The organism is Bacillus safensis (assembly GCF_039619585.1).
Classification (GTDB): domain Bacteria; phylum Bacillota; class Bacilli; order Bacillales; family Bacillaceae; genus Bacillus; species Bacillus safensis.
The window spans coordinates 2544860-2570688 of record NZ_CP154909.1; the positions used below are offsets into that span (position 1 = coordinate 2544860).

Sequence of the window (25829 nt, forward strand, 5' to 3'; positions counted from 1 at the left end):
ACATACGCTTTTATAAATGACGGCGGTTTTCTCCTTCGAGCAACACTGGCTCTGCTAAATAGAGAATCCGTTCCATTAAACGAGCGGCTTTGACCTCTTCTTTTTCTCCCCGCTGTGAGTACGTAAAGTGATGCTTCAGCTCGTTTGGTGAGAAATTAGAAGAGAAAAATGTCGGCAGCTGCTCTGCCATACGGTATTGTAAGATCGTACCGAGCAGTTCATCCCGCACCCAGCTTGTCATCGATTCTGCCCCAATATCATCAAGCATTAAAATAGGAGTGGACTTGACCATATTCAGCTTTTCTTCTAGCGTATGATCGGCTAATGAATTTTTTAACTCTCTTACAAATTCAGGCACGTAAACAAGGAGAGATGGGTATTCTTTCTCCGCTAGCTGCTGCGCAATAGCTGCCAGTATATACGTTTTTCCTACTCCAAACTTTCCGTGTAAATACAAGCCTTTTCCTTTTCCAGTCTCATCATAGCTTTGGAGGAATTGACCTACTTTTTGAATGACCTCTTGTCTCCCCACAACGTTCAGATCAGCGAACGTCGCTTGAAGGACATTTTGCGGAATATACATGCTTTTCATCAGCTCTTGCTGTTTCTTCTGTCTATCGAGCCGCAGCTTGACTGGGCAAGGAGAATATTCAATATCAATACTCTGACCTTTGATCACAAGCTTCGGGTGATACCCATCTAAAATCGCATTAACGTTTTCGTCATCTAAGCAGTAAGAGCAGCCCTTCGACTGCTGCACATATTCAAAGAGCCGGTTCAAGCTGCGATTGATCATGTCTTCATGTATCTCTTCTTGATGCTTCTGTAAAAAAGCCTTCACATCTTCATCAGATAACACACTTTCTTTAATCTGATTGTATCTCACGCGAAAATCTACTCGTCCTTTTAGCTGTTCAAATGAACGACCGATCGGTTTCATCCCATCTCACCTCACCTTAATGTGCATTGTACTTTTTCATATTTTTAAACTGATCTAACAGTTTTTCTTTTTCTCGTTCGAGGTCTTCTGTAGACAGATTGTCCGTTTGCTCTTTTGCCGGCTGTTCTTTTGTTTCGGTTTCTTTCATCCAGTCAGGCAGTTTCTCTTCCCGGACAACTTTTCCTGTACCATATGGGCTGCGCTGCTTTTTCTGCTGCGCCCACTCTGTCATTTGTCTGTTCTCTTCTTTGGCAATTTTCATGGCCGCTGCTACGGTTTTGATTTTCTTCCTCACCCAATGAGCGGCGATTTTTTGCATATATGTTTTTGACAGCTTCATATCTGTTTTGAGTAATGTATAGTAGATGAGAACATTCATGACACCTGGCTCTAGCTGCTGCTCGAGCATGATATCTTCGACAATTCTTAAGTCGGCATACGTTGGCTCAATACCATCTGCCATGTCTTTTAGCAGCTCTCTAGGCGAAATATGATCCAGTTTTTCAATCAATTTTGCATCTGGAGTATCAGCCGCCGGCGTCTTTGAAGCATCTTGGCGCAAGTGTCTTGGCTGTTTTTGATCAATCAGCTTTGGCTGTTCGCCTCTGTATTCAATTTGGTACCAGTCTCTTGCTGCTTTTCTCAGCTCTTCTGTTGAGATCATTTGATCCGAACCGCATGCACCTGCTACAATATTTTGCATTTGAAGCGGGGTGATGCCGTATACAACAGCTAACTTCTTAATTGTTTCTTTTACCTGCTTTGTCAAAGCCTTTCTTGGAATCATCATGTCAGACATACCTGCTAATAATAGATCGAAATCAAAGGATTCGTCTGAGAGCGGTGCCGGCTGACTCGATCCAACGGTCACATATTCATAGCCTTGATCAAGCGATGACGCCTGATGAATTTCTTCTGTCATCTTGCGCTCGCCTGGCTGCAATACGTGAAAGACTTCTTCAAACGACCGTGAAATGTTCTTTGCTTCTGCAGGAACACCTGGATAGGAGAAATAATCACGCAGCTGCATATATTTTGCTTTCTCAACCCGATGGTACAGCAGGACATTCAGCATACCATCTTGGAAAAACTCATCTGGTCTTAGCGGCGGTACAAGCTCATATGTAAACAGTCTGCCTTCTTCCGTTTCCTGTTCATATGTGCGGAGTAAGCCGATCGCTTCAAGCTTTAAACGTTCCTCAAAAATATCATTTAAATTCGTCTGCAGCATGACCATGAGCTGCCGATGAGGTGCAGGTTTCCCCCACATACGATTTTGTTCCAGCTCACCCCACAGCGTCATGTATAAGCTGAAAGCGGACATGCCAATAAGCGGCTGATATAAAAGAGTGATGAGCTGTCTATCGATGTCACCGAGCAATGAAGCGCTTTTGACGACATACGGATCGACGGCTAGCACTTCCTTCCAATGCTCTGTCATATGCTGATCCTCCCCATGAATTGCGATTGTTTCCATTGTACACTCTTTTTACGTTTTACGCTTTACGCAGGAAAAAGAGCATGAAGAATCTCCAGCTCTTTTTAGCGTTCTTTCTTTAATAGATCTTTTAATTCATCAATAAAAACATTGATGTCTTTAAACTGCCGATAAACCGAGGCAAACCTGACGTAAGACACTTCATCAATTTTCGCCAGCTCGTCCATGACCATTTCACCTACAAGCTCGCTTTTCACCTCTGACATGCCTTGATTGCGCAGTTCTTTTTCGATATTAAAGCAGACATCCTCCAGCTGCTTTAAAGCGACAGGACGCTTTTCACACGCTTTGATGAGTCCTCTCAGCATTTTTTCCCGGCTGAATTCTTCTCGAATCCCTTCTTTTTTCACCACAATCAGCGGTAATTCTTCTAATTTTTCAAACGTCGTAAAGCGATATTGGCAGCTTTCGCACTCTCTTCTACGACGGATGGATTTCCCTTCATCTACTGGTCTTGAATCAAGCACCCTTGTGCCAAGGTGCTGACATGTGGGACATTTCATTTCATCAGCTCCGATCTATTCTTGGAAGTTGTTTGTCTAGTTCATCATAAAGGGACAGAACGGTCTTTTGACTATAGCCGAAATCTGTTGGCAGGGCCGTTTCTGTTGTCACATTAAAATCGACAGCTGTTTCAAAAGGACGAATTGAAATGACAGTCGCCACGAGAAAGGCTTTTTTCGGCAATCGTATGTTTGCGCTGATTTCACCTCGTTCTGCTGAAACAGATGTCACTTGATAAGAATCGCTTCGGGAAAGAATGGTTTCCACCGCTTGAAAAACTTGTGCATTCGTCGATTTGTAGTAATGGCTTTTCAGTTCTGACACTGGATGCTCGTCAGATGTTTCTGTATGGTTTGACATGAATCGCTTAAACTTTTGTCTTAAAGTCATACACGTATCCCCTTTGCCATAATGCCTCTTTCTTTATTTTATAAAAAAAACCTTTGTTTTCCTAGAACAAAAGTATAGACAAGCTGGGGAATGTTGGATTTTTTATCAAAAAAATATAAAAAGGAGCATAACACAAAGGCATTCAATGCTTTTGGCCAGCTCCCATTGCAATCTTTTTTATGTTTACAGTGCTTTGGCTTGTGCCTGTTTTACTTGTACAGGTCCCATGCCTCGAGGAATTTCGATGTTTTCTCTTGTTTCAGCACCTAATTCATCTCCGATATGATCTGCTGCAATATTCGGATCTAGGTCACCGCAAGTATAAACATCTATGCTCGCATAACCATGTTCAGGAAAGCTGTGAATTGTCAGATGAGATTCAGAAATAATGACAACTCCACTTACTCCTTGAGGTGCAAATTTGTGAAAAGCAACCTCTCTTACCTCAGCTCCTGATTTCAAAGCTGCATTTACAAACGTTTTTTCAATAAAATCCATGTCGTTCAGTTTATCACAGTCGCATCCCCATAGCTCGGAGATAACGTGACGTCCGATTGTTTCCATCATGGACCCCCCTTTAAACAAGAATGAAAGAGTGAAGTTCTAAGCAGCCGGACCGGACATATACCACGGGGGAAAGTTAGTCCTAAGAGGTCCTAACCCTTTAAGTATACCCGAATGAGTCTGCGAACAAGAAGTTCACGAAAAATAGTATACTTTGTTTAGACCCATTTTGCAAGCTGTGTTTTTAGTGGGATTTTCTCTCATTTCTTGAAAAGGGACGATCGTCTTCTTCATTTCAAACAGCAGACAGCTCTTTCATCTGTGCGCCGACAAACTTTACAAGGTCAACCACTCGGCATGAATAACCCCATTCATTGTCATACCATGCAAGAACTTTCACTTTTCTCCCTTCCATTACCATCGTTGTCAGTCCATCAACGACTGCTGAATAAGGATTTGTGTTAAAGTCCGTAGAGACAAGCGGCTCATCTGTGTAATCTAAAATACCGGCAAGAGATGTTTTAGATGCATTCGAGAAGGCTGCATTGACTTCTTCTGCTGTGACATCTTTTTTCAAGTCAACGACAAGATCAACCATCGACACATTGGAAACTGGTACGCGGAGTGCAAGTCCGTGTAATTTCCCTTTCATGTGCGGAAGCACTAAAGAAAGCGCTTTAGCGGCACCCGTCGTAGTTGGAATAATGGACTGAGCACATGCTCTTGCCCGGCGCAGATCCTTATGCGGGTTATCGATATTTTTTTGATCATTTGTATAAGCATGAACCGTTGTCATTAAACCATTGTCGATGCCAAATTCATCATCTAACAGTTTCACAACTGGTGCTAAACAGTTTGTTGTACAAGATGCGTTTGAAATAATGACGTGCTTTTCAGGATCAAGATCATCCTCATTGACACCCATCACAATCGTAATGTCTTCATTTTTACCTGGAGCTGTTAGAACGACTTTTTTCGCTCCGGCATCTATATGGCCCATCGCTTGTTCTTTTGAATTAAATTTACCTGTTGCTTCAATGACGATATCAATCCCAAGCTCTCCCCATGGAAGCTGCTTCGGGTCTCTATTATTAAGCAAAAGAACTCTTTTGCCATTCACAATCAAGGCGTCATCTTCTGCTGTCACATCACATTCGTAACGTCCATGATTTGTGTCATATTTAATTAAATGTGCTAGCGTTTCGGCAGGATAGCTTGCGTTCACCGCTACAATTTGAATTTGATCATCAAGCATTGCTTTTCTGAAGACCATGCGTCCAATTCTGCCAAACCCATTGATCGCTGCTTTTACCTTCATGAACAGGTCACTCCTCTATTATGTGTTATACTCAATAAATTTATTTATGAAATTAGTATATCACATTAGAATGTAATTGCCAGTATATAAACGTATATTTTCTAAAAAGGGCTGTTCTTTTCAAAGGAAATCAGAATAAAGCATAAAAAAAGAAGAGTACGTGTATGTACTCTTACTTATCTGTATGTTCCCATTCATTTAATATGTTCTGCAATTGCTTTCTAATAAACGCGAGATCTTGTGTGTTCTCTATCACGCGGTCTGCTTTTTTACATTTCTCCTCAAGAGGCTGCTGAGAGTGAATACGATTCAGCGCTTCTTCCTCGCTGAGGTCATTTCGATTCATGAGCCGCGACAGCTGCAATTCGGGCGTTGTATACACCACAATGATGCGGTCGACGAGACTTTCAAGCTGACTTTCAAATAAAAGCGGGATATCGAGGACAACGAAGGTTTCCTTCTGACTAACCCCTTCATCTCTCTGTTTGAGCATTTCTTTTCTCACTTCAGGATGAACAATCGCATTCAGCTGCTTTCTTTTCTCTTCATCAGAAAAAATGACGGCTCCTAGCTGCTGCCGGTTCAGCTCCCCATTCGGCAGGAGAACATCCTCACCAAAGGTTTGAACGATTTGTTGAAGAGCTGGTGTTCCTTTGGCAACTGCTTCTTTTGCAATGACATCTGCGTCCACGACCCGGATGCCCTGCTCTTTTATCATTTGCGAGACGGTGCTTTTTCCACTAGCAATCCCGCCTGTTAATCCAATGACAAGCGTCAATTGATTTCCTCCTTTACAGCTTCCACACCCCAATTAAAATGAGCAGAAGCCCTGGTAAGCATGCAAGTTTATCGATCCAGCGCCAATTGGCCAAGTAATGACCGGAACGGAGCCCGATACACACAAAAAGTGAGCTCATCACGGCCACAGTGATACTCATGACAATTGGAGAAAAGCCTAGAATCGCAGCGCCAATCCCTGCGCCAAATGCATCAATGGATAAAGCAATCCCAAGAAGCACCGCTTCTATTCCATTGATCGTCCCAGAACGGTCAATATCTGCACTTGTCGGCTTTCGCAAAATTTGAATGACAAGACCAAGCGATTGCACTTCCACATTGAGCAATGTCTTTTCATGAAGAAGCAAATCACGCTCTTTCGCTGGTTTGTAAAATTGATAAAGGACCCAAAGTCCAATGGCGATTAAAATGCCTCCACCAAGTTTATCTGTCACTGAGACAGGGAGGAATGTCGTCAGCAGGCTGCCAATCAGCATGGAAATGAGCAGCACAATCCCTGAACAGCACGCAATAATGACAATCGCTTTAAATGGAATCTTCATTTTACGAAGTCCATACGTAAATCCTACAGAAAAGCTGTCAATGCTGACTGCAATAGCTAAAAACAGGAGCGAAATCGAAATCATACCTGAACTCTTCCTTTCTGTTCATGCAACGATGATCAAGAGTCTCTAGGCGTCCTTAGACTCTTCTTCACTATATGAAGAGCAGGTGGGCTGTGTGTCAGTCTACACCTTGCTGAAAAATGAATGTTTTTTATCGTATGCACAGCAAAAAGGAAGCATGCTGATGGCTGATTTTTATTGAGGACGCTTTTGGCAGGTCACACAAAAATGAGTGCCGCGCCCTCCGACTACTGTTTTCTCAATGATGCTTCCGCATGTTTGACAAGGCTCTCCCCGCCGGTCATACACAAGAAGCTGCAGCTGAAATGTTCCAATATCACCTTGTGAATTGATATATGAGCGAATCGTGCTTCCTCCTGCATCTACCGCTACTTGAAGTGTATCGATAATATGCCTGTGAAGCACTTTGCACGATTCAAGGCTGAGCTGATTCGCTTTTGTTTCTGGATGAATGCCTGCTTTAAACAAAACCTCATCTACATAAATATTACCTAGTCCCACGACAATCTTTTGATCAAGCAGCGCTGTTTTAACCACACGGGATGTTTTTTTCAATTGCTCCCATAAATATTCCGGAGTGAATTGATCATCAAAAGGCTCATATCCCAGCTGTGAGAGCGGGAGTTCCTTTTCTTCTTCACCCGGCTGAAATAAATGCATCGTGCCAAATTTACGCACATCATGATACCGAAGCTCAGTACCGTCTGTAAACGTAAAGACGACGTGTACATGTTTATCGTATGGCTCATGCGCTTCATGTACACGGTATTTCCCTTCCATCCTTAAATGGGAGACCATTACGTAGTGGTCTAAATGAAAGAGCAGGAACTTTCCTCTTCTTTCAATGGTTTGTATCGTTTCTCCTACCATCCTTCTTGCGAACTCTTCCGGCTCCCCAGGACGTTTGATGATATTTGGCCATTTGATATTGACCGTTTCAATCGTCTTTCCTTCGACTAACCGCTTGAGTGTGCGCCGGACGGTTTCAACTTCTGGTAATTCCGGCATGCTCCTCGCTCCTTTTTCTCTCTCTATTATTTTGCGTCGTACCAAGATGGCCCTGAAGCAAAATCAACTTTTAGCGGCACATCTAGCTGAAGTGCATTTTCCATGACTTCAGGAACAATTTTTTCGAGTATGGCAATTTCTTCTTTCGGCGCTTCGAAAATCAATTCATCGTGCACCTGTAATAAAAGATTTGCCTGCAAGTTTTCTTCTTTTAATTTACGCGCCATATCAATCATGGCCTTTTTAATAATATCAGCTGCACTTCCTTGGATCGGTGTGTTCATGGCTGTTCGTTCGGCAAAGCTTTTGATATTAAAATTACGGCTTGTGATATCCGGGATATACCGTCTGCGTTTGAGAAGCGTCGTGACATATCCTTTTTGTTTCGCTTCCTGCACGATCTCTTCCATATAGGTTTTCACGCCTTTAAAGCTTGTTAAATAGCGTTCGATAAAGGCAGCTGCTTCTTTTCTTGTGATCCCAAGGTTTTGAGATAACCCATAATCACTGATCCCATATACAATACCGAAGTTGACAGCCTTGGCTTGTCTTCTCATAGAGGAAGTCACTTCTTCTTCTGAGACATGGAACACGTCCATCGCTGTCTTCGTGTGAATATCCATATCTTTCGTAAACGCTTCGATTAAATTCTCATCCTGAGAAATATGAGCGAGTACACGCAGCTCAATTTGAGAATAGTCAGCAGCAAACATGAGCCAGCCTTCTTTTGATGGAACGAATGCTTGTCGAATCTTTCGTCCTTCTTCTAAACGAATTGGGATGTTTTGCAGGTTTGGGTCTGTCGAGCTTAGTCTTCCTGTTTGCGTGAGCGCTTGATTAAATCGTGTATGCACTTTATGGGTATCCTTGCGCGTTACTTTCATTAAGCCTTCCACATAGGTCGATTGGAGCTTTCCAATTTGGCGGTAATGCAGAATAGACCGAATGATCTCGTGCTTATCTTCAAGCTTTTCAAGAACATCCGCAGATGTCGAGTAGCCCGTCTTTGTCTTTTTAATAATCGGCAGTCCTAATTTTTCAAAAAGAATCACGCCAAGCTGTTTAGGAGAATTGATGTTAAATGTTTCACCTGCTAAGCGGTGAATGGTTTCTTCATATTCTTTCAGCTTTTTCGTTAACTCTTCACCCATCTTCTCTAGGCGCTCAATATCTACCTTTACCCCAAGGGATTCCATTTCACCTAGGATGAGGGCAAGCGGCAGCTCTAAGTCTTCATATAGTTCATGCTGATCATTTTTTTCTAACGCTTCAAGTGTTAAATCATGCAGAGCAGAGATCGCCGCTGCTTTTCGTCCAAGATGTTCCTTCAGTTCATCTTCAGGTGGAATCGCCTGCTTTGCTCCTTTTCCGTACACTTTTTCATCAGAAAGAGCGATGTTAAGACCATATTCCTTCGCCACACTTGCGACGTCCTCATACGATTTCTGAGGGTTGACGACATAGGAAGCGAGCAGGACATCGTTATCGACACCTTTTAGATCGACATCATGCCATCTGAGGGCGACAACTGCTCTTTTTGAATCAAAGACCCATTTCTTCTTCGTTTCATCCTGTACCCACTGTTTAAATGCGTCTGATTGAAGCGCATCTTCTTTCGTGATAAAAAACGCACCATTTTCATTATGGATCGCAAAACCAATCAAATCTGCTTCATGATAATTATCTCCAAGCTGCTCTACCACAAGAGCAGCTTGATCTGTCAGCATCTCATCCGTTACTTCGGTCATTTTTTTCACTTCTAATGCTTCTACTTCGACCTGTTCACCTGTTTCTGGTGCTTCTCCTAGACGCTCTAGCAGCGTTTGAAAGCCTAGTTCTTTATAAAGAGAGATCACTTGATCCATATGAGGACCTTCATATGCGAGATCCTTGCTTGATACATCAATTGGCGCTTCTACAAGAATCGTTGCGAGTTTTTTACTCATCACCGCCTGCTCTTTATATTCTTCAAGCTTTTCTTTGAGTTTTTTACCGCTGACTTCGTCAATATGTTCAAGCAGGTTTTCAACCGTTTCAAACTGCTTTAACAATTTAATCGCTGTTTTTTCGCCTACACCCGGCACCCCTGGGATATTATCTGAGGAATCTCCCATCAAACCTTTCATATCGATGATTTGATCTGGGCGCAGGCCATATTTCTCTTCAATATGAGCCGGTGTGTAATATTCTACTTCTGTAATGCCTTTTTTCGTAATTGCCACCGTCGTATGGTCTGTTGAGAGCTGCGTTAAGTCCTTATCTCCTGAGAAAATTTTGACTTCAAAGCCGTCTTTTTCTGCCTCCACAGCCAATGTCCCGATAATATCGTCTGCCTCGTATTGAGGAAGCTCGTACCTTTTCACCTGATAGGCATCTAATAACTCACGGATGAACGGCATTTGTTCTGATAGCTCTGGCGGCGTTTTTTGTCTTCCGCCTTTATATTCTTTAAATGTCTCGTGGCGGAACGTTGTTTTTCCCGCATCAAATGCGACGAGCATATGGGTTGGCTTCTCGTCCTCGAGCATCTTCATTAAGATCATCGCAAAGCCGTAAATGGCATTTGTGTGGACGCCTTTATCATTTGATAATAACGGCAAAGCAAAAAAGGCTCGATAAGCGAGACTGTTTCCATCCACTAGTACTAATTTCTTTTTGTCTGTCATGTTTTAATCCTCCATCGGCTGAGCCATTTCAGCCGTCTCTTTCACACATTGTATCATCATTTTATCAAAGTTTATTTTGAAAAGAAAATAGTCGAGCCTGCATAAAAAAAGGGACGAAAACAACAAGTGTTTTCGTCCTTACAAAATTGGCTCCTTGGATGAAGGGGTTCCTATTCATCCTACCAATGATTGTTTAACTAAACATGAATCCATTGTAAAGATCATGTAAATTTTAACGCGACTTTCCTTTTTTCCCTATTTTGATTTCAGGCTCACTGTAAAAGTCGTTCCTTTACCTTGTTTGCTATGGACCGAAATCGTCCCTTCATGCGCCTCCACAAGGTGTTTGACGATGGCAAGACCAAGTCCTGTACCGCCTGAATTTCTACTTCTATCTTTATCAATTCGATAAAATCTCTCAAATATTCTTGGAATCTCGCTTTTCTTCATGCCGATTCCTGTATCTGCTACATCAAATTCATAGGCGCCTTTCCGCGGTCTTGCCGAAATGGTGACACTCCCTCCCTCTGGTGTATAGGTAAGGGCATTGTTCACGAGATTGAGGAAGATTTGTTTTAACCTCAGCGGATCTGCCATCACATAGACAGGCTCTTTCGGGATACGCACTTGTAGTTGAATGCCTTTTTCTGCGGCCTTTTGTTTTAAAAGGACTTCAATCTCTTGAATGATTTCTGTCGCATTGGCGTCTTGAATATTCAGTTTGAAATGCTGTTGCTCGATTTTGGAAAGATCGAGTAAATCTTGAATGAGTGTTTCGAGACGGACACTCTCTTTTAGAATGATGGAAAGGAATTGTGTCAGCGCTTCTTTGTCATCAATCGCTCCATCAAGAAGAGTTTCAGAGAATCCTTTAATCGACGTAATCGGTGTCTTTAACTCGTGAGACACATTGGCGACAAAATCTTTTCGCATCTGCTCCAGCTGCTTTGTTTCTGTCACGTCATGAAACACAAGGACTATTCCTTTCCATTCATCGTCTGTACTTAAAATGGGAACACCATCCACCTGGAAGTAGCGCCGTTCAATGTCAACGGCCAGGCGTAAAAACTTCCGCACCTTCGTTTCTGTCATGAAAATTTCGTCAATCAGCTCAATAATTTCTTCATGTGTAAATGCTTCATGATACAGCTTGTGCATGTAAATGTGCTTTTGCACCTTAAACTGCTTGCGGAAAGTTCGATTGACTAGGTTAATATACCCCATCTTATCAATCAAAATAATCCCTGCTCCGATGTTTTCAATGACTGTTTGCAGACGGTCTCGCTGCATCTCCCCAGTGCTTGTCATTTCTTGAAGGCTTTCTGCCAGGCGCTTCATTGATGTATTAAGCTCACTTGTTTCAATGATGAGCTCTTCATAATGATTGGTATCATAGTTCCCTCGTTCCAGCTGTTTGGCTACCTTTGTGGCATAATCTATCGGTTTTACATATTTCATCGACATGCGGTATCCAAAGAAAACGATAATAATAATCGCCGTTCCAAGACAAACGGCTAATGCGAGCCAAAGCTGGCCGTCAATTTCATTTAAAGGCTGGAATGACGCATGGAGAAATAAATAGCCTGCCGGTTCATTTTGTTTCAGGATAGGGACTGCGTAATGAAACAGCGCATCCTTTTCATCCTCAATGACGACTCCTTTTGTTTGAAGGCGTTCATTGTTCAGTGTGTTTTGAATGATGCCCCTTTGCTCCGCTTGACCTGTTGTATGTATGATATTCCCCTTCAGGTCCACAATTGACGCATTCATATCGAGATGCTGCTTTGCCTGATTGAGGATCTCCTTGTTTTGCTTCGCCTGCAGATCATCACCATCCATGGAAGAAAGAAGAAAGCTCGATTCATTTTCCATTCGTTCCGTTAATTTAGTTTCATAAAAAACATGGAACATGTGATCCAAAAAAAGGCCAAGTGCAACAAACACAATAAAAAGGAGAAAAATAAGTCCCGAAAACAGGCGGGTTCGAATTTTACTCATTTGGCTTTGGCTCCTCCAATTTGTAGCCTAAGCCGCGAATGGTTTTAATGTATGTTGGTTTTTTCGTATTCTTTTCAATTTTGTCCCGCAAGTGGCTGATATGTACATCCACAATACGAGTGTCACCTGCAAAGTCATAATTCCAAACGGCACTTAGCAGCAGATCACGTGTGAGGACACGTCCTTTATGCTTGGCCAAATAAAGCAGCAGTTCAAATTCCTTCGGCGTAAGCTCTAGGCGTTCTTCTTGGAAGTAGACTTCATAGTGTTCTGGTAAAATGCGCAGTTCACCAATTTTAATTTGGTCTGCAATGACCTCTTCCCTCTCCTCTTGCGCGGGGACAGGCTGAGATTGCTGCGCTCTTCTCAAGATGGCTTTTACCCGAGCACCCACTTCTCTAGGACTGAATGGCTTTGTCATGTAATCATCGGCTCCAAGTTCAAGACCGAGCACCTTATCAAATTCATCGTCCTTTGCTGTCAGCATTAAAATAGGGAACATCATTTTTTGAATTCTCAGTTGTTTGCACACTTCAATACCGTCCATTTTCGGAAGCATTAAATCTAATACAATGAGATCAGGCTGTTCACTTGCTGCTTTTTCAAGCGCTTCTTCCCCATCTCTTGCTGTGACGACATCATAGCCCGCCCTTTCAAGGTTATAGCTTAGAAGTGTTACAATCGATTCTTCATCATCCACAACTAATATTTTTTTATTCATGTTGTGCCTCCAATTAGTGATTTCCCCTGCATCCTTTTTTTTGTATCTTATGTGAAAAGCGAGAAGTCATGCTTTCTCTTTCATTTTAACGAAAGCTTAACAAGAGGACAATTTAAAATTTCGACAAGATTGGTTTTGTAAACAAAAAGAAGGCCCCTCATAAGAGAAGCCTTCTTTTTTTCATATTAAGACAATACTTTCATGACGTTCTTAACAGATTCAACAGAACGGTCAAGCTGACTTCTTTCTTCTTCTGTCAGCTCAAGCTCAATGATCTGCTCAAGGCCGTTTCCACCTACGATTGTTGGTACACCAAGGTAAATGCCTTCGTAGCCATATTCACCTTCAAGGTATGCAATCGTTGGGATCACGCGGCGCTGATCTTTTAGAATCGCCTCAACCATTTCTACTAGTGAAGCAGCAGGTGCATAATAGGCACTACCGTTACCTAATAGGTTTACGATTTCGCCGCCGCCTTTTCTTGTTCTTTCAACAATCGCATCAATACGATCTTTTGGAATCAATGTTTCTAGCGGGATACCGCCTGCGTAAGAGTAACGAACAAGCGGAACCATGTCATCGCCATGTCCACCAAGCACAAAGCCCGTCACATCTTTTACAGATAGGTTTAATTCTTGAGCAACAAACGTACGGAAGCGTGCTGTATCAAGAATGCCCGATTGTCCAATGACTTTTTCTTTTGGTAATCCTGATTCTTTATAAACGGCATATGTCATTGCATCAACAGGGTTTGTTAACACAACAATAATGGCTTCTGGAGAATATTTAACGATTTCGCGTGTCACGCTGCGCATGATTTTTTCATTTGTTGACACGAGATCGTCACGGCTCATTCCCGGCTTTCTTGCAATTCCTGCCGTAATGACCACGACATCAGAACCGGCTGTATCTTCGTAGTTAGAAGTGCCTGTAATGTTCGCATCGAAGCCTTGAACAGGGCTTGCTTCCAGCATATCAAGAGCTTTCCCTTTTGTTGGGTTCTCAAGCTGCGGGATATCAACTAATACGACATCCGCTAATTCTTTTTGAGCCGTTAGAAATGCTGTAGTTGCTCCTGTAAAACCTGCTCCGATGACAGATACTTTTTTACGCTTGTTTGCCATTTCCTTTTTCCCCTTTAACTTTAAAGTTTAAGAATCAAGACAAGTTTTTGATGAGCTCGTCAGCAAACTCAGAACATTTCACTTCTGTTGCGCCATCCATTAATCTAGCAAAATCGTATGTGACGACTTTAGATGCAATTGTTTTTTCAACAGATTGAATCACTAGATCAGCTGCTTCCTGCCAGCCAAGGTGCTCAAGTAAAAGCACGCCTGATAGAAGAACAGAAGATGGATTCACTTTATCAAGACCAGCATATTTTGGTGCTGTTCCGTGAGTCGCTTCAAAAATAGCGTGTCCTGTTTCGTAGTTGATGTTTGCACCTGGTGCGATACCAATTCCACCAACTTGAGCTGCAAGTGCATCAGAGATGTAATCTCCATTTAAGTTCATTGTAGCCACAACATCGAACTCAGCTGGACGAGTTAGGATTTGTTGAAGGAAAATATCTGCAATGCTGTCTTTGACAATGATTTTGCCAGCAGCTTCTGCTTCACTTTGCGCTTTGTTTGCCGCATCTTTTCCATCTTGTTCTACAATACGATCATATTGTGCCCATGTAAAGACTTTGTCGCCAAACTCTTTTTCAGCCACTTCGTAGCCCCAGTTTTTGAAGGCACCTTCTGTAAATTTCATGATGTTTCCTTTGTGAACAAGCGTCACAGATTTACGGCCTTGGTCAATTGCATATTGGATAGCCGCTCTGACAAGACGGGATGTTCCCTCTTCAGAAACTGGCTTGATTCCGATACCTGACGTTTCTGGGAAACGGATTTTATTCACACCTAATTCGTTTTTCAAGAAGTCAATTAACTTCTTCACTTCGTCTGAACCTTTTGCATACTCGATACCAGCATAGATATCTTCTGTGTTCTCACGGAAGATCACCATATCTGTGTCTTCTGGACGTTTCACAGGAGAAGGTACCCCTTTGAACCAGCGAACAGGACGCAAGCATGTGAATAAATCAAGCTCTTGTCTAAGTGCCACGTTTAATGAACGGATTCCTCCGCCAATTGGTGTTGTTAGTGGCCCTTTAATCGCAATTAAGTATTCGCGAATGTCTTCAAGCGTTTGCTCAGGAAGCCACTCTCCAGTTTTATTGTAAGCTTTCTCACCTGCATATACTTCTTTCCAAGTGATTTGCTTTTCACCTTTATATGCTTTTTCTACAGCTGCTTCAAGTACTCTTGATGCTGCTTTCCAAATGTCAGGACCGATTCCGTCCCCTTCAATAAACGGGATAATTGGATTATTTGGTACATTCAATACGCCGCCAGTAACTGTAATTTTTTCGCCTTGTGACAATGATATTACCTCCCAGGTTATGTAGTGAATATTTGAAACTTCTTGGCTTGATGTCTGCAAACAAAGAAGTTTTTCACGTGATTCGTTTTTTTGTTGATATGGAGGCTGATTGGCCTTTTGAAATCAGCCCCCGCTTATTCTATAAACATTAGTCTCTTTCACTGATCGGAACAAAGGTTTGAAGATCAGGTCCAATGTAGTCAGCTCTTGGACGGATAAGACGGTTGTTGTCATATTGCTCTAGAATGTGAGCAATCCATCCAGAGAATCGGCTGATCACGAAAATTGGTGTAAACAAGTCATGATCAATCCCAAGACTGTGATATACAGATGCAGAATAAAAATCAACATTTGGTGGAAGATTTTTCTCTGATGTCACGATTTCCTCTGCGCGAACAGACATTTCATACCATTTCGGCTCGCCAGTGAGGTTTGTTAAACGCTGGCTCATTTCTTTTAGATGCTTTGCACGCGGGTCACCTTGACGGTATACACGGTGGCCAAAGCCCATAATTTTTTCTTTCTTCTCTAGCTTACCATGAATATAGGAATCTACGTTTTCAACTTCGCCAATTTCTGAAAGCATCTTCATCACGCCTTCATTAGCGCCGCCATGAAGCGGTCCCTTCAGCGCACCGATAGCCGCTGTCACACCAGAGTAGATATCTGATAGTGTAGCAACACATACACGTGCTGTAAATGTCGATGCGTTTAATTCATGATCCGCATGCAGAATAAGTGCCTTATCAATGGCTTCAATTTCTACTGGTGACGGCTCTTCGCCATTTAGCATATACAAGAAGTTTGCAGCATAGCTGTATTCTTCTTTTGGCTGTACAGGCTCAAGCCCTTTGCGGATGCGTGAAAACGCAGCGACTAGTCCAGAAATTTTCGCCTGTAAGCGAATCGCCTTTCTGTAATTCGCTTCTTTGTCCATAATCTCTGATTCGTCATCAAGTAAACCTAGTAAAGATACTGCTGTACGAATCGCAGACATTGGATGAACCCCATCAAGCGAATAAGATTTAAAATGCTCAATGATTTCTTGCGGAATCTGAGCATTTTCATTGAGCTGCTGTTTTAATTCACTCAGCTCCTGCTCATTCGGCAGCTTTAAGTGCCATAACAGGTAGACAATTTCTTCGAATGTAGCTTTTTCAGTTAAATCATCGATATTGTACCCTACATAAGTAAGAGTATCATCAATAATTGAGCTTACGGATGAAGTTGTTGCCACGATACCTTCAAGACCTCTTGTTGCTGTCATGTTCAATCTCCCCTTTTTAAAAAGATTCCCCTTCGTTGCAGAATTCTCACTTTTTGAAAGCGCTATCCAATCCGGATAAGATAGCAGGCTCAGAAAAGAAAATGCTTACATTTACCTATACGGTTAGAGCGCTTTTAGCCTCATATCTCTTGTGTGATCAATGAGTTCAAAATTAAGCCTATTCCCATTATAAACAATAATCAGACATTTGTTAAATGTTTAACTATAATTTTTTTTGATATTTTTTTTTCCAGTCTCCCATATCAGGCATGGAATAAAGGGATTTTGCTTCTTTTAATATATTTAATTATGTTTTTTTGCAAAAGCTCACGCAAGAAAAAATTTAAAAAAGAAAGTGGCAGGAACCACTCTCTTTTCACCCGCTGAAAAATTTCACAGCCTGCATCGCCAAATAAGCAATTCCAGCCCCGATAAGCGGTCCAACTGCCACACCTTTAAATAAGCTGACTGCCAAAATGGTACCGAACACAAGCGCTGCCGTAATATGCGGATCATTTTCGAGTAGCACAATCCCGTTTTTTGCAATTAATGCTACTAATATACCCGCTCCAAGAGCTATCCAAGCATAGGAAGATTTCATCGCTTCTCCAAGCTGCTTAAATCCAATGTCACCTGTTGCAATCGGGACCAGAACTGCAATGGTAATAACGGTGACCCCCCAATTAATGCCTTTAGATTGGAGAACCGGGAAAATTTTTTGATCCAGGCCAATCAGCTTAATCGCGATCAGCACAGAGACTGCTACAATTAACGAATTGTTTTTTGCAATAAGTGCAATAACGAGTAAAAGAACCAAAAACAAATTTGCTTGAGTAAACATACGCCGCTCCTTTCTTTCTTTTTATTGCGACCTTTTCATATTACTAATCTTTTTGAATAAAATGAAGTATCGGACATGCTTGTTTTTTGGAGGGGATTGTGTGAATCACGCCTATGTGGCCATTTTTCTTCGAAGTTTGATGATGATCAGCATTGCTGTTTTTGCGGTTGTCTTTTTATATCAGTCTTTTCCGTTTTTATATCCTTTTTGGATCGCCCTTATCGTGTCTTGTTTAATTCATCCTGCCGTCTGCAAAATCGAAGAGATCACCGGGATGCCAAGAGGATTTGTTGTGGTCATTGTGCTCTTGCTCTTTTTAGTCGCAGCCGCCGGCTTAATGACGCTTTTAGTTGCGGAAATCATTTCAGGAAGTGCTTATTTGGCAAAGGTGCTGCCCCGTCATCTTGATCAAATGATTGGGATTGTAGAGCAATTTTTCACAGACAAGATTCTGCCTTTATATCATGATGTGACGGCCCAATTTAATACGCTTCAAGCAGGTCAAAAGGAATCGATTTTGGGACAAATTCAAGCACTTGGTGATGAAGCGGCCGCAAAAATCGGGTCTTTTCTTTCAAAAACATTCGAGCTTATTCCGGCTTTTTTAGGTCTTTTGCCTGATGCAGCAGCCACACTGTTATTTTCTGCTCTGGCGACTTTTTTTATCACGAAAGATTGGTTTACGTTAAAAACATATGGCTCACGTATCTTTCCCGCAAAATGGATGCAGCATACACGCGCTATTTTATCTGAAATCAAAAAAGCCATTACCGGCTTTATGAAGGCTCAGCTTCTGCTTGTTGCCATGACGATTGGTATTGTATTGATTGGACTCATCATTTTAAAGGTCAAGCATGCCTTCGTTATCGCTCTATGTATCGGGCTCGTCGATTTACTTCCATATATCGGGAGCGGCACTGTTTTTCTACCGTGGATCATTTATTCTGCTATGACAGGAAATCTTTCCCTCGCCATTGGACTGGGCATTTTGTATATTGTCGTCCTCATTCAAAGACAAATATCAGAGCCAAAAGTCTTAAGCAAATCCATCGGACTTAATCCTTTAGCAACGCTTGTGGCGCTATTTGTCGGGTTAAAATGGTTAGGTTTTCTAGGACTTGTGATTGGCCCTGCTGCCCTTGTCGTGTGGCAGGCATTCCGTAATGCAGGAGTTTTCAGAGATATTTATGAGTACATTCGGTATGGATTGCAAAAATAAAAGAGACCTTCAGCTGAAGGTCTCTTTAACGAATGATCGTGTAGCGGTTGCGATTAGACATGTTTCTAAGCCAGCGTTCAAAGAGTGGCTTGATTCCCTTTCTCGTCACCGGAATGAGCAGCAAAGCCCCAATGAGATCCGATAAGAAGCCTGGAATGAGCAGCAGCAGACCGCCGATTAGAATACAAAAACCATCGACAATCGCTCCCCCTGGCATCTTGCCATATTGTAAATCTCGCTGCACTTTTTGGAAGGCTTCTATACCTTGTTTTCTTGCAAAATAAGCACCTAAGGCACTTGTCAGCACGATGAGCAGCATGGTTGGCAAAATGCCAATGATTTTACTTGAGATTAAAAATAAACTAATTTCCACCGCAGGGAACAGAATTAATAATAGTAGAAAATATTTCTTCAACCATATCACCTCATGGGGTATCTTTCATCGAAAGCTGTTTACTTTTTTTAGTGTAACATAAAAAAAGAGAGGAGTCAGACAACTCCCCTCTTGGATGATTTAAAGGACGCTCGCACGGCCTTTGTAGATCGCTCCGCGTGCTGGATCTACTGTAATCTCTTCGCCTTCTTTTAATAGTGTCGTTGCGCTGTCAAGACCAACAATCACTGGAATGCCGAGGCTTAGTCCAACAACTGCTGCATGGCTTGTTAAACCGCCTTCTTCTGTGATAAGGGCAGATGCTTTTTCTAAAGCTCCCATCATATCACGATCTGTGCAGTTTGCAACCAGGATCGCACCATCGTACATTTTTTCTTCTGCTTCTTTTCCGCTTTGTGCAATGACAACCGGTCCAAATGCAGATTTACGGCCAATACCTTGACCTTTCGCAATGATGTCACCGACAACATATACTTTCATTAAGTTCGTCGTACCTGTTTCACCAACTGGCACACCTGCTGTAATCACGATTAAATCGCCGTGTCTTACATAGCCTGTTTCAATTGACTTTTCTACTGCATTCTCAAGCATTTCATCAGTAGACGTCGTTTTTGATCCGCTCTTTGCAAATACACCGAATACGAGTGAAAGCTTTCTCGCCACTGATTCGTTTGCAGTAACTGCTACGATTGGTGCTTTTGGTCTATATTTTGAAATCATTCTTGCTGTGTGTCCGCTTTCTGTCGGTGTCACAATGGCTGCTACATCAAGCTTCATTGCTGTATGGGCAACAGATTGACCAATCGCGTCTGTAATGCTGACTTCTACTTCTTCGCTTCTGCGAGAAAGAATGGCTTTATAGTTTAGTGCTTCTTCTGAACGTGATGCAATGTTATGCATTGTTTGTACGGCTTCTACTGGATATGTTCCTGCTGCTGTTTCACCAGAAAGCATAATCGCATCTGTGCCGTCAAAAATAGCATTTGCCACGTCACTTGCTTCCGCACGGGTAGGACGTGGGTTACGCTGCATGCTGTCCAGCATTTGAGTCGCTGTGATGACAGGCTTGCCTAAACGATTGCATTTTTTGATCAGCATTTTTTGAACAAGCGGTACTTCTTCTGCCGGGATCTCTACACCAAGATCTCCACGCGCAACCATTAAACCGTCAGATACCTCAAGGATCTCGTCGATGTTATCAACACCCTCTTGGTTTTCAATCTTAGGGATGATTTGAATATCAGTCGCATTGTTCTTTTCAAGAAGCTCACGAATTTCAAGAACATCAGAAGCTCGTCTCACAAAAGAAGCTGCGATGAAATCGACGCCTTGTTCAATTCCAAACAGAATATCATTGGCATCTTTTTCTGTAATACCTGGCAGGTTCACACTGACGCCAGGTATGTTGACGCCTTTTTTGTTTTTGAGCGTGCCTGTATTCATGACTTTAGTGAGGATTTCTTTGCGGTCCTTGTTAATTTCTTTTACTTCTAAACCAATCAGACCATCATCTAATAGAATCGTTGAGCCTACTTCTACATCATGAATTAAATCTTCGTATGTCACACTAATTTTTTCCGTATTTCCAACAATGTCTTCCATACTCACGATAAGATCAGCACCAGCGACTAGCTCAATTGAGCCGTTTTCAACTGTACGTGTACGGATCTCTGGACCTTTTGTATCTAGAAGGATCGCAATGTCCTTGCCTAATGTTTTACCTGCTTTACGTATGTTTTCAATGCGTGCACCATGCTCTTCAAAATCTCCATGGGAGAAGTTTAGTCTGGCTACATTCATTCCTGCTTCAATCAATTCAGTCAGCTTTTCAATGCTTTCACTTGCTGGACCGATTGTACAAACGATTTTTGTCTTTCTCATTACTGTTCCTCCTAAGGTCTTCTCGTTTTATATAGAGAGCTCTTGTGAAAGTCGGTACATATTTTTATCGACTGTATGTTTTTTATCTAAGATTTCTAAAATATCGTGATGAACGAGTTCATTGCTTTGAATGCCTACACAGCGTCCGCCTTGTCCTTCAAGAAGAAGCTCAACTGCATATGCTCCTAAACGGCTTGCCAGTACACGGTCAAACGCACTCGGAGAACCTCCGCGCTGAATATGCCCTAAGACAGATACACGTGTTTCAAGGCTTGTCTCCTCTTCAATCCGCTTACCAAATTCAACACCGCTGCCTACGCCTTCTGCAACGATGATGATACTATGCTTCTTGCCGCGTTCGTGACCTCTTCTTAACCTAGCAATAATTTCGTCCATGTCATAGTCTGCTTCAGGAATCAAAATAGATTCGGCTCCGCCCGCAAGACCTGACCAAAGGGCAATATCACCAGCATGTCTTCCCATTACTTCCACTACGTATGTACGTTCATGAGATGTGGCTGTATCACGAATTTTATCAATGGCATCAATGACAGTATTCAGTGCTGTATCAAAGCCAATAGTGAAATCAGTACCTGGAATATCGTTGTCAATCGTGCCTGGAACACCTACACATGGAAAACCGAGCTCTGTTAATTTCTTCGCTCCCATAAATGACCCGTCTCCACCAATGACTACAAGTCCTTCAATACCGAATTTTTTTAAGTTTTCAATTCCTTTTTCACGACCTTCAACTGTCTTGAATTCAGGACATCTTGCCGTGTAAAGTTTTGTTCCTCCACGATGAATGATATCGCCTACTGAACCTATTTCGAGTTTCTCAATTTTACCGTTAATTAGACCTGAGTATCCATTATAAATACCGTAAACTTCAACATTATGGTAAATTGCTTTCCTTACAACTGCGCGCACAGCTGCATTCATTCCTGGGGAATCCCCACCGCTTGTTAAAACTCCTATACGCTTCATCTTTTTCACCTCAGAGACCATATATGAATTAAACATACCATTTCCACTGCTTGAAAACAATCATGAGCAAATTTGGATGTTTTCAATACGAATTTCTAAAACCGTACTTATTATACAATTAAATAAACCGTTTTTAAACAAAAGTTAAGAACGTCATGAAAGCAAATCTCTCTGAAATCTGTGAAGGGAGGTGCTATAAACCTTATCATATCAAGGTTTTCAGACGTTTCAAATTTTATGAAAACAAAAGAAAATTATTTTCAAATAGCGCTTACATGAAGTCGGTTTTCATGAAAAAAGATGAAAAAAAATAAACGCCAGCCAAAATGGCTGTACGTTTATTTAGTTTACCCCAATATATTGATTTTCAATCGATACTTTCCCGATTGCTTTATATTTTTCATATCTTTGTTCGACTAGTTCTTCAGGTGTTAGTTTGAGCAAAGATGTAAGTGACTTTTTTAATGTTTTTTCCATGTAAGCTGCTTGTTGTTTCACGTCTCGATGTGCTCCACCTTGCACTTCTTTAATAACATCATCTATAATATCTAATTCTTTTAGGTCTGGAGCGGTAATTTTCATTGATTCTGCAGCTTTTTTCGCAAGTGATGAGTCCTTCCAGAGCAGCGCTGCTGCACCTTCAGGTGAAATCACTGAATACGTTGAGTTTTCTAGCATGAATAGGTGGTTTCCTACGCCTAAGCCTAGTGCGCCGCCGCTTCCGCCTTCTCCAATGACAATACAGACAACTGGTACACGAAGTCCTGCCATTTCGAATAGGTTTTTCGCAATTGCTTCACTTTGTCCGCGCTCTTCAGCTGCTTTACCAGGATAAGCTCCTTTTGTATCAATAAAGCAAATGATCGGGCGATTAAATTTATCTGCTTGTTTCATCAAGCGCAGCGCTTTACGATAGCCTTCTGGATGAGGCATTCCGAAATTACGGCGCAAGTTTTCTTTTGTATCTTTACCGCGCTGATGGCCAATAACAGTGACAGGAAGGCCTTTAAACGTGGCAATTCCTCCAACGATCGCTTCATCATCACCATAAAAACGGTCACCGTGACATTCGAAAAAGTTGTCAAACAGCTCTTGAATGTAATCGAGAGTTGTTGGGCGCATCGCATGCCGAGCAATCTGCACTCTGTCCCACGGCTTTAAATTTGTATAAATGTCTGCTTCAAGCTTGCTCAGACGTGTTTCAAGGCGCTCAATTTCTGCACTTAAATCCATTTCTGAGTTTTGTGTGAACTTTTTCAGTTCATCAATTTTCGCTCGAAGTTCAATGACAGGTTTTTCAAATTCTAGTTCTCCAGCCACTCTCGTTCACCTCCTGTGCTGTGTAGTGCTAAGATTCGGCCTAGTGTTTCTTTCATTTCTGCACGATGGATGACAGCATCAAGCTGTCCATGCTTCATTAAAAATTCAGCCGTCTGGAAGTCCTCTGGCAGGTCTTCACGAATCGTTTGTTCAATGATTCTTCGTCCTGCAAAACCAATTAAAGCACCAGGTTCTGCAAAATTGTAATCACCGAGAGACGCAAAACTAGCTGATACACCGCCAGTTGTTGGGTTCGTCATCACAGAGATAATCAAACCTTGATCCTCGCTGAACAGTTTTAATGCTGAACTTGTTTTTGCCATCTGCATGAGACTAAGAATTCCCTCTTGCATTCTCGCTCCGCCAGATGCAGTAAAGATAATAAAAGGCACCTTGTCCGCTTTTGCTTTCTCGATCGCCAGCGTGATCTTTTCACCAACAACGGATCCCATGCTGCCCATACGGAACGTGGCATCCATGACAGCAATCACAGCACTTTGGCCTTCAATTTCACCTTTACCTGTGACAATGGCTTCATTCAAAGATGTCTTTTCTCTGTCTTTCTCAAGCTTTTCTTCGTAGCCTGGGAAACCGAGCGGGTTTGCTGAAATGAGGTGCCCGTTAAATTCTTCAAATGTGCCTTCATCTACAAGGCTTTCAATACGCTGTTTTGCATTCATTTGCAAATGTCTGCCGCAATTCATACAAACACGTAAATTTTTATCTAGTTCTTTGGTGAGCATTATTTTTTTACATTGCGGACATTTGGTCATGATGCCTTCAGGCACATCTTGACTTGCCTGTTCAGAGGGTACAGATGCATATTTTTTCTTTTTACTGAAAATATTCTTGATTGACAAATGACTACCTCCCTTTTTGAAGGGTTTTTTCTTTACACGCACATCCACTATTATAGGACATGTCATAACTGTACCGAAACTATTGTACTTTTTTTGTCAAACGCTGTCATCCTTCATTCAATTTTTTCAGTGGGGAATTGATGAGAAATGAGTATGTGTTTGGGGCGCTGAGCAGTTGATATGTTTGAATTGTGAACGTCTACAAAAAAATCTCATTCCGGATGAAAAATTTTTCGCATAAGAGAGGAAATGGTGCACGTTTTTCCTCCAGTTTCAGAAAGAACGTGCACACTTTTCCAGTTGATTATTCGCCGATAATCGTTAATTTTCTTGTTTTTTCAGCGACAGCTTCTGGGTCGACCTTGATTCTTGCAACGCCAGTTTCCATTGCTGCTTTTGCCACCGCTTTTGCTACCGCTGGTGCTACGCGTGCATCAAATGGTGCAGGGATGACATATTCAGCTGACAATTCTTCATCTGAAACAAGAGACGCAATCGCTTCAACAGCTGCGATTTTCATTTCTTCGTTAATGTGAGTCGCACGTACATCTAATGCTCCGCGGAAAATTCCTGGGAATGCCAGTACGTTGTTCACTTGGTTCGGGAAGTCAGAACGGCCAGTTCCTACAACACTTGCACCTGCTGCATGTGCATCTTCTGGCATGATCTCTGGATTTGGATTAGCCATAGCAAAGATGACAGGATCTTTTGCCATTTTTCCAACCATTTCTTTTGTTAAAGCGCCTGCTACAGAAACCCCGATAAAGACGTCTGCACCTTCAATGACTTCTTCTAATGAACCTTCTTTGCGGTCTTGGTTCGTGAATTTAGCTACTTCGTTTTTCACTGCATTCATACCGTTCGGGCGGCCTTCGTAAATAGCACCTTTCGTATCACACATAATGATATCACGTACACCGAAATGATAAAGAAGTTTGATAATCGCAATTCCTGCTGCCCCGGCGCCGTTTGCCACTACTTTGATTGAAGACATGGATTTTCCAGATAGCTTCAGTGCATTCACAAGTCCTGCTACTGTCACAATGGCTGTTCCGTGCTGATCATCGTGGAAAACTGGAATGTTTGTCTCTTTTTTCAAGCGCTCTTCGATGATAAAGCAGTTAGGTGCTGCAATATCTTCAAGGTTCACACCGCCAAAAGTCGGCTCAAGAAGCTTCACTGTTTCAACGATTTTGTCAACATCGTTCGTTGCAAGCGCGATTGGGAAAGCATCCACGCCTGCAAAACTTTTGAATAATACAGCTTTCCCTTCCATTACTGGAAGAGATGCTTCTGCACCAATATTTCCAAGCCCTAAAACAGCGCTTCCGTCTGTGACAACAGCGACCATATTGCCTTTCATTGTATAATCATACACTTTGCTTGTGTCGTCATAAATATCTTTACATGGTTCTGCAACACCAGGTGAATAAGCCAAGCTCAAGTCTTTCGCATTTTTCACTTGTACTTTTGATTTTGATTCGAGTTTGCCTTGATTCTCTTTGTGCATATGTAATGCTTCTTCTCTTAATGACATGTGATGAACACTCCTTCAAGTGGAAAATGATTTAATGATTTGCTAAGTTGATAAGCACATACTGGCAGTTTTAAATACACAGAATCTTTAAAATGATAACACAATAGGTGAATTTGTAAAAC

General features: G+C 42.0%; 23 protein-coding genes. 1 reads left to right on the forward strand and 22 read right to left on the reverse strand.

What is annotated here, in order from left to right; all coding sequences use genetic code 11:
- Positions 1 to 10 precede the first annotated feature (10 nt).
- From dnaI to AAYR28_RS13140, 16 genes are all read right to left on the reverse strand, one after another.
- Entirely contained in the window at positions 11 to 940 is a 930-nt protein-coding gene (dnaI, locus tag AAYR28_RS13065) for a primosomal protein DnaI (protein WP_024425710.1), read from the reverse strand.
- Positions 941 to 956: 16 nt separating this feature from the next.
- A complete protein-coding gene (locus AAYR28_RS13070) occupies positions 957 to 2381 on the reverse strand; it encodes a replication initiation and membrane attachment family protein (protein ID WP_024426137.1) in 1425 nt (474 codons plus the stop codon).
- Positions 2382 to 2482: 101 nt separating this feature from the next.
- Positions 2483 to 2941 carry a transcriptional regulator NrdR gene (gene nrdR / locus AAYR28_RS13075; RefSeq protein ID WP_003216720.1) on the reverse strand — a complete coding sequence of 153 codons (459 nt, stop codon included), beginning with the start codon at positions 2939 to 2941 and terminating at the stop codon, positions 2483 to 2485.
- A gap of 4 nt (positions 2942 to 2945) precedes the next feature.
- Positions 2946 to 3332, reverse strand: a complete 387-nt coding sequence (locus tag AAYR28_RS13080; RefSeq protein WP_024425708.1) for a hypothetical protein — start codon at positions 3330 to 3332, stop codon at positions 2946 to 2948.
- A 183-nt stretch (positions 3333 to 3515) separates the two neighbouring features.
- Entirely contained in the window at positions 3516 to 3896 is a 381-nt protein-coding gene (gene speD / locus AAYR28_RS13085; RefSeq protein WP_003216492.1) for an adenosylmethionine decarboxylase, read from the reverse strand.
- A 235-nt stretch (positions 3897 to 4131) separates the two neighbouring features.
- Complete coding sequence (locus AAYR28_RS13090; protein WP_046312033.1) at positions 4132 to 5154, reverse strand: glyceraldehyde-3-phosphate dehydrogenase; 1023 nt, start codon at positions 5152 to 5154, stop codon at positions 4132 to 4134.
- A gap of 172 nt (positions 5155 to 5326) precedes the next feature.
- Entirely contained in the window at positions 5327 to 5932 is a 606-nt protein-coding gene (coaE, locus tag AAYR28_RS13095; protein WP_034279663.1) for a dephospho-CoA kinase, read from the reverse strand.
- A 13-nt stretch (positions 5933 to 5945) separates the two neighbouring features.
- Positions 5946 to 6578 carry a sporulation membrane protein YtaF gene (ytaF, locus tag AAYR28_RS13100; RefSeq protein ID WP_034279660.1) on the reverse strand — a complete coding sequence of 211 codons (633 nt, stop codon included), beginning with the start codon at positions 6576 to 6578 and terminating at the stop codon, positions 5946 to 5948.
- Positions 6579 to 6752: 174 nt separating this feature from the next.
- Entirely contained in the window at positions 6753 to 7586 is an 834-nt protein-coding gene (gene mutM, locus AAYR28_RS13105; protein WP_107163244.1) for a DNA-formamidopyrimidine glycosylase, read from the reverse strand.
- Positions 7587 to 7612: 26 nt separating this feature from the next.
- Entirely contained in the window at positions 7613 to 10252 is a 2640-nt protein-coding gene (polA, locus tag AAYR28_RS13110) for a DNA polymerase I (protein ID WP_061109458.1), read from the reverse strand.
- A gap of 255 nt (positions 10253 to 10507) precedes the next feature.
- On the reverse strand, positions 10508 to 12250 hold the full coding sequence (gene pnpS / locus AAYR28_RS13115) for a two-component system histidine kinase PnpS (protein WP_034279651.1): 1743 nt from the start codon (positions 12248 to 12250) through the stop codon (positions 10508 to 10510).
- Positions 12243 to 12971 carry a response regulator transcription factor gene (locus AAYR28_RS13120; RefSeq protein ID WP_342495669.1) on the reverse strand — a complete coding sequence of 243 codons (729 nt, stop codon included), beginning with the start codon at positions 12969 to 12971 and terminating at the stop codon, positions 12243 to 12245. Before AAYR28_RS13120 ends, pnpS begins: the two co-directional genes overlap by 8 nt.
- Before the next feature lie 185 nt (positions 12972 to 13156).
- Entirely contained in the window at positions 13157 to 14095 is a 939-nt protein-coding gene (gene mdh / locus AAYR28_RS13125) for a malate dehydrogenase (protein WP_008356047.1), read from the reverse strand.
- A 34-nt stretch (positions 14096 to 14129) separates the two neighbouring features.
- Entirely contained in the window at positions 14130 to 15401 is a 1272-nt protein-coding gene (gene icd, locus AAYR28_RS13130; RefSeq protein WP_024424789.1) for an NADP-dependent isocitrate dehydrogenase, read from the reverse strand.
- 148 nt (positions 15402 to 15549) lie between these two features.
- Entirely contained in the window at positions 15550 to 16668 is a 1119-nt protein-coding gene (citZ, locus tag AAYR28_RS13135; RefSeq protein ID WP_024424790.1) for a citrate synthase, read from the reverse strand.
- 376 nt (positions 16669 to 17044) lie between these two features.
- Positions 17045 to 17509, reverse strand: coding sequence for a DUF441 domain-containing protein (locus AAYR28_RS13140; RefSeq protein WP_024424791.1), 465 nt, complete (start codon positions 17507 to 17509; stop codon positions 17045 to 17047).
- Positions 17510 to 17609: 100 nt separating this feature from the next.
- Here AAYR28_RS13140 and ytvI point away from each other — a divergent pair, with 100 nt between their 5' ends.
- Positions 17610 to 18728 carry a sporulation integral membrane protein YtvI gene (ytvI, locus tag AAYR28_RS13145; protein WP_345808837.1) on the forward strand — a complete coding sequence of 373 codons (1119 nt, stop codon included), beginning with the start codon at positions 17610 to 17612 and terminating at the stop codon, positions 18726 to 18728.
- Between the two features lie 25 nt (positions 18729 to 18753).
- Here the strand turns inward: ytvI and AAYR28_RS13150 are convergent, their stop codons facing one another.
- From AAYR28_RS13150 to AAYR28_RS13175, 6 genes are all read right to left on the reverse strand, one after another.
- Positions 18754 to 19143: an FxsA family protein gene (locus AAYR28_RS13150; RefSeq protein WP_024424793.1), complete on the reverse strand. Its 390-nt coding sequence runs from the start codon at positions 19141 to 19143 to the stop codon at positions 18754 to 18756.
- A 99-nt stretch (positions 19144 to 19242) separates the two neighbouring features.
- Positions 19243 to 21003 (reverse strand): pyruvate kinase, encoded by a 1761-nt coding sequence (pyk, locus tag AAYR28_RS13155; RefSeq protein ID WP_211043111.1) that lies wholly within the window; start codon positions 21001 to 21003, stop codon positions 19243 to 19245.
- 27 nt (positions 21004 to 21030) lie between these two features.
- Positions 21031 to 21990, reverse strand: a complete 960-nt coding sequence (pfkA, locus tag AAYR28_RS13160; protein WP_024424794.1) for a 6-phosphofructokinase — start codon at positions 21988 to 21990, stop codon at positions 21031 to 21033.
- A gap of 342 nt (positions 21991 to 22332) precedes the next feature.
- Entirely contained in the window at positions 22333 to 23310 is a 978-nt protein-coding gene (gene accA / locus AAYR28_RS13165) for an acetyl-CoA carboxylase carboxyl transferase subunit alpha (protein WP_345808838.1), read from the reverse strand.
- Positions 23295 to 24170, reverse strand: coding sequence for an acetyl-CoA carboxylase, carboxyltransferase subunit beta (gene accD / locus AAYR28_RS13170; RefSeq protein ID WP_034279640.1), 876 nt, complete (start codon positions 24168 to 24170; stop codon positions 23295 to 23297). Before accD ends, accA begins: the two co-directional genes overlap by 16 nt.
- Positions 24171 to 24474: 304 nt before the next feature.
- Positions 24475 to 25707, reverse strand: a complete 1233-nt coding sequence (locus AAYR28_RS13175; protein WP_025092260.1) for an NAD(P)-dependent malic enzyme — start codon at positions 25705 to 25707, stop codon at positions 24475 to 24477.
- Between the last annotated feature and the right edge of the window lie 122 nt (positions 25708 to 25829).

Coding starts and splice junctions, on each gene's coding strand:
- nrdR (WP_003216720.1), bottom strand. CDS start 2,941: ATGAAATGTCCCACATGTCAGCACCTTGGCACAAGGGTGCTTGATTCA.
- ytaF (WP_034279660.1), bottom strand. CDS start 6,578: ATGATTTCGATTTCGCTCCTGTTTTTAGCTATTGCAGTCAGCATTGAC.
- citZ (WP_024424790.1), bottom strand. CDS start 16,668: ATGACAGCAACAAGAGGTCTTGAAGGTATCGTGGCAACAACTTCATCC.
- polA (WP_061109458.1), bottom strand. CDS start 10,252: ATGACAGACAAAAAGAAATTAGTACTAGTGGATGGAAACAGTCTCGCT.
- mutM (WP_107163244.1), bottom strand. CDS start 7,586: ATGCCGGAATTACCAGAAGTTGAAACCGTCCGGCGCACACTCAAGCGG.
- AAYR28_RS13070 (WP_024426137.1), bottom strand. CDS start 2,381: ATGACAGAGCATTGGAAGGAAGTGCTAGCCGTCGATCCGTATGTCGTC.
- pfkA (WP_024424794.1), bottom strand. CDS start 21,990: ATGAAGCGTATAGGAGTTTTAACAAGCGGTGGGGATTCCCCAGGAATG.
- pyk (WP_211043111.1), bottom strand. CDS start 21,003: ATGAGAAAGACAAAAATCGTTTGTACAATCGGTCCAGCAAGTGAAAGC.
- mdh (WP_008356047.1), bottom strand. CDS start 14,095: ATGGCAAACAAGCGTAAAAAAGTATCTGTCATCGGAGCAGGTTTTACA.
- AAYR28_RS13140 (WP_024424791.1), bottom strand. CDS start 17,509: ATGTTTACTCAAGCAAATTTGTTTTTGGTTCTTTTACTCGTTATTGCA.
- AAYR28_RS13175 (WP_025092260.1), bottom strand. CDS start 25,707: ATGTCATTAAGAGAAGAAGCATTACATATGCACAAAGAGAATCAAGGC.
- pnpS (WP_034279651.1), bottom strand. CDS start 12,250: ATGAGTAAAATTCGAACCCGCCTGTTTTCGGGACTTATTTTTCTCCTT.
- AAYR28_RS13080 (WP_024425708.1), bottom strand. CDS start 3,332: ATGACTTTAAGACAAAAGTTTAAGCGATTCATGTCAAACCATACAGAA.
- dnaI (WP_024425710.1), bottom strand. CDS start 940: ATGAAACCGATCGGTCGTTCATTTGAACAGCTAAAAGGACGAGTAGAT.
- AAYR28_RS13120 (WP_342495669.1), bottom strand. CDS start 12,971: ATGAATAAAAAAATATTAGTTGTGGATGATGAAGAATCGATTGTAACA.
- AAYR28_RS13090 (WP_046312033.1), bottom strand. CDS start 5,154: ATGAAGGTAAAAGCAGCGATCAATGGGTTTGGCAGAATTGGACGCATG.
- speD (WP_003216492.1), bottom strand. CDS start 3,896: ATGGAAACAATCGGACGTCACGTTATCTCCGAGCTATGGGGATGCGAC.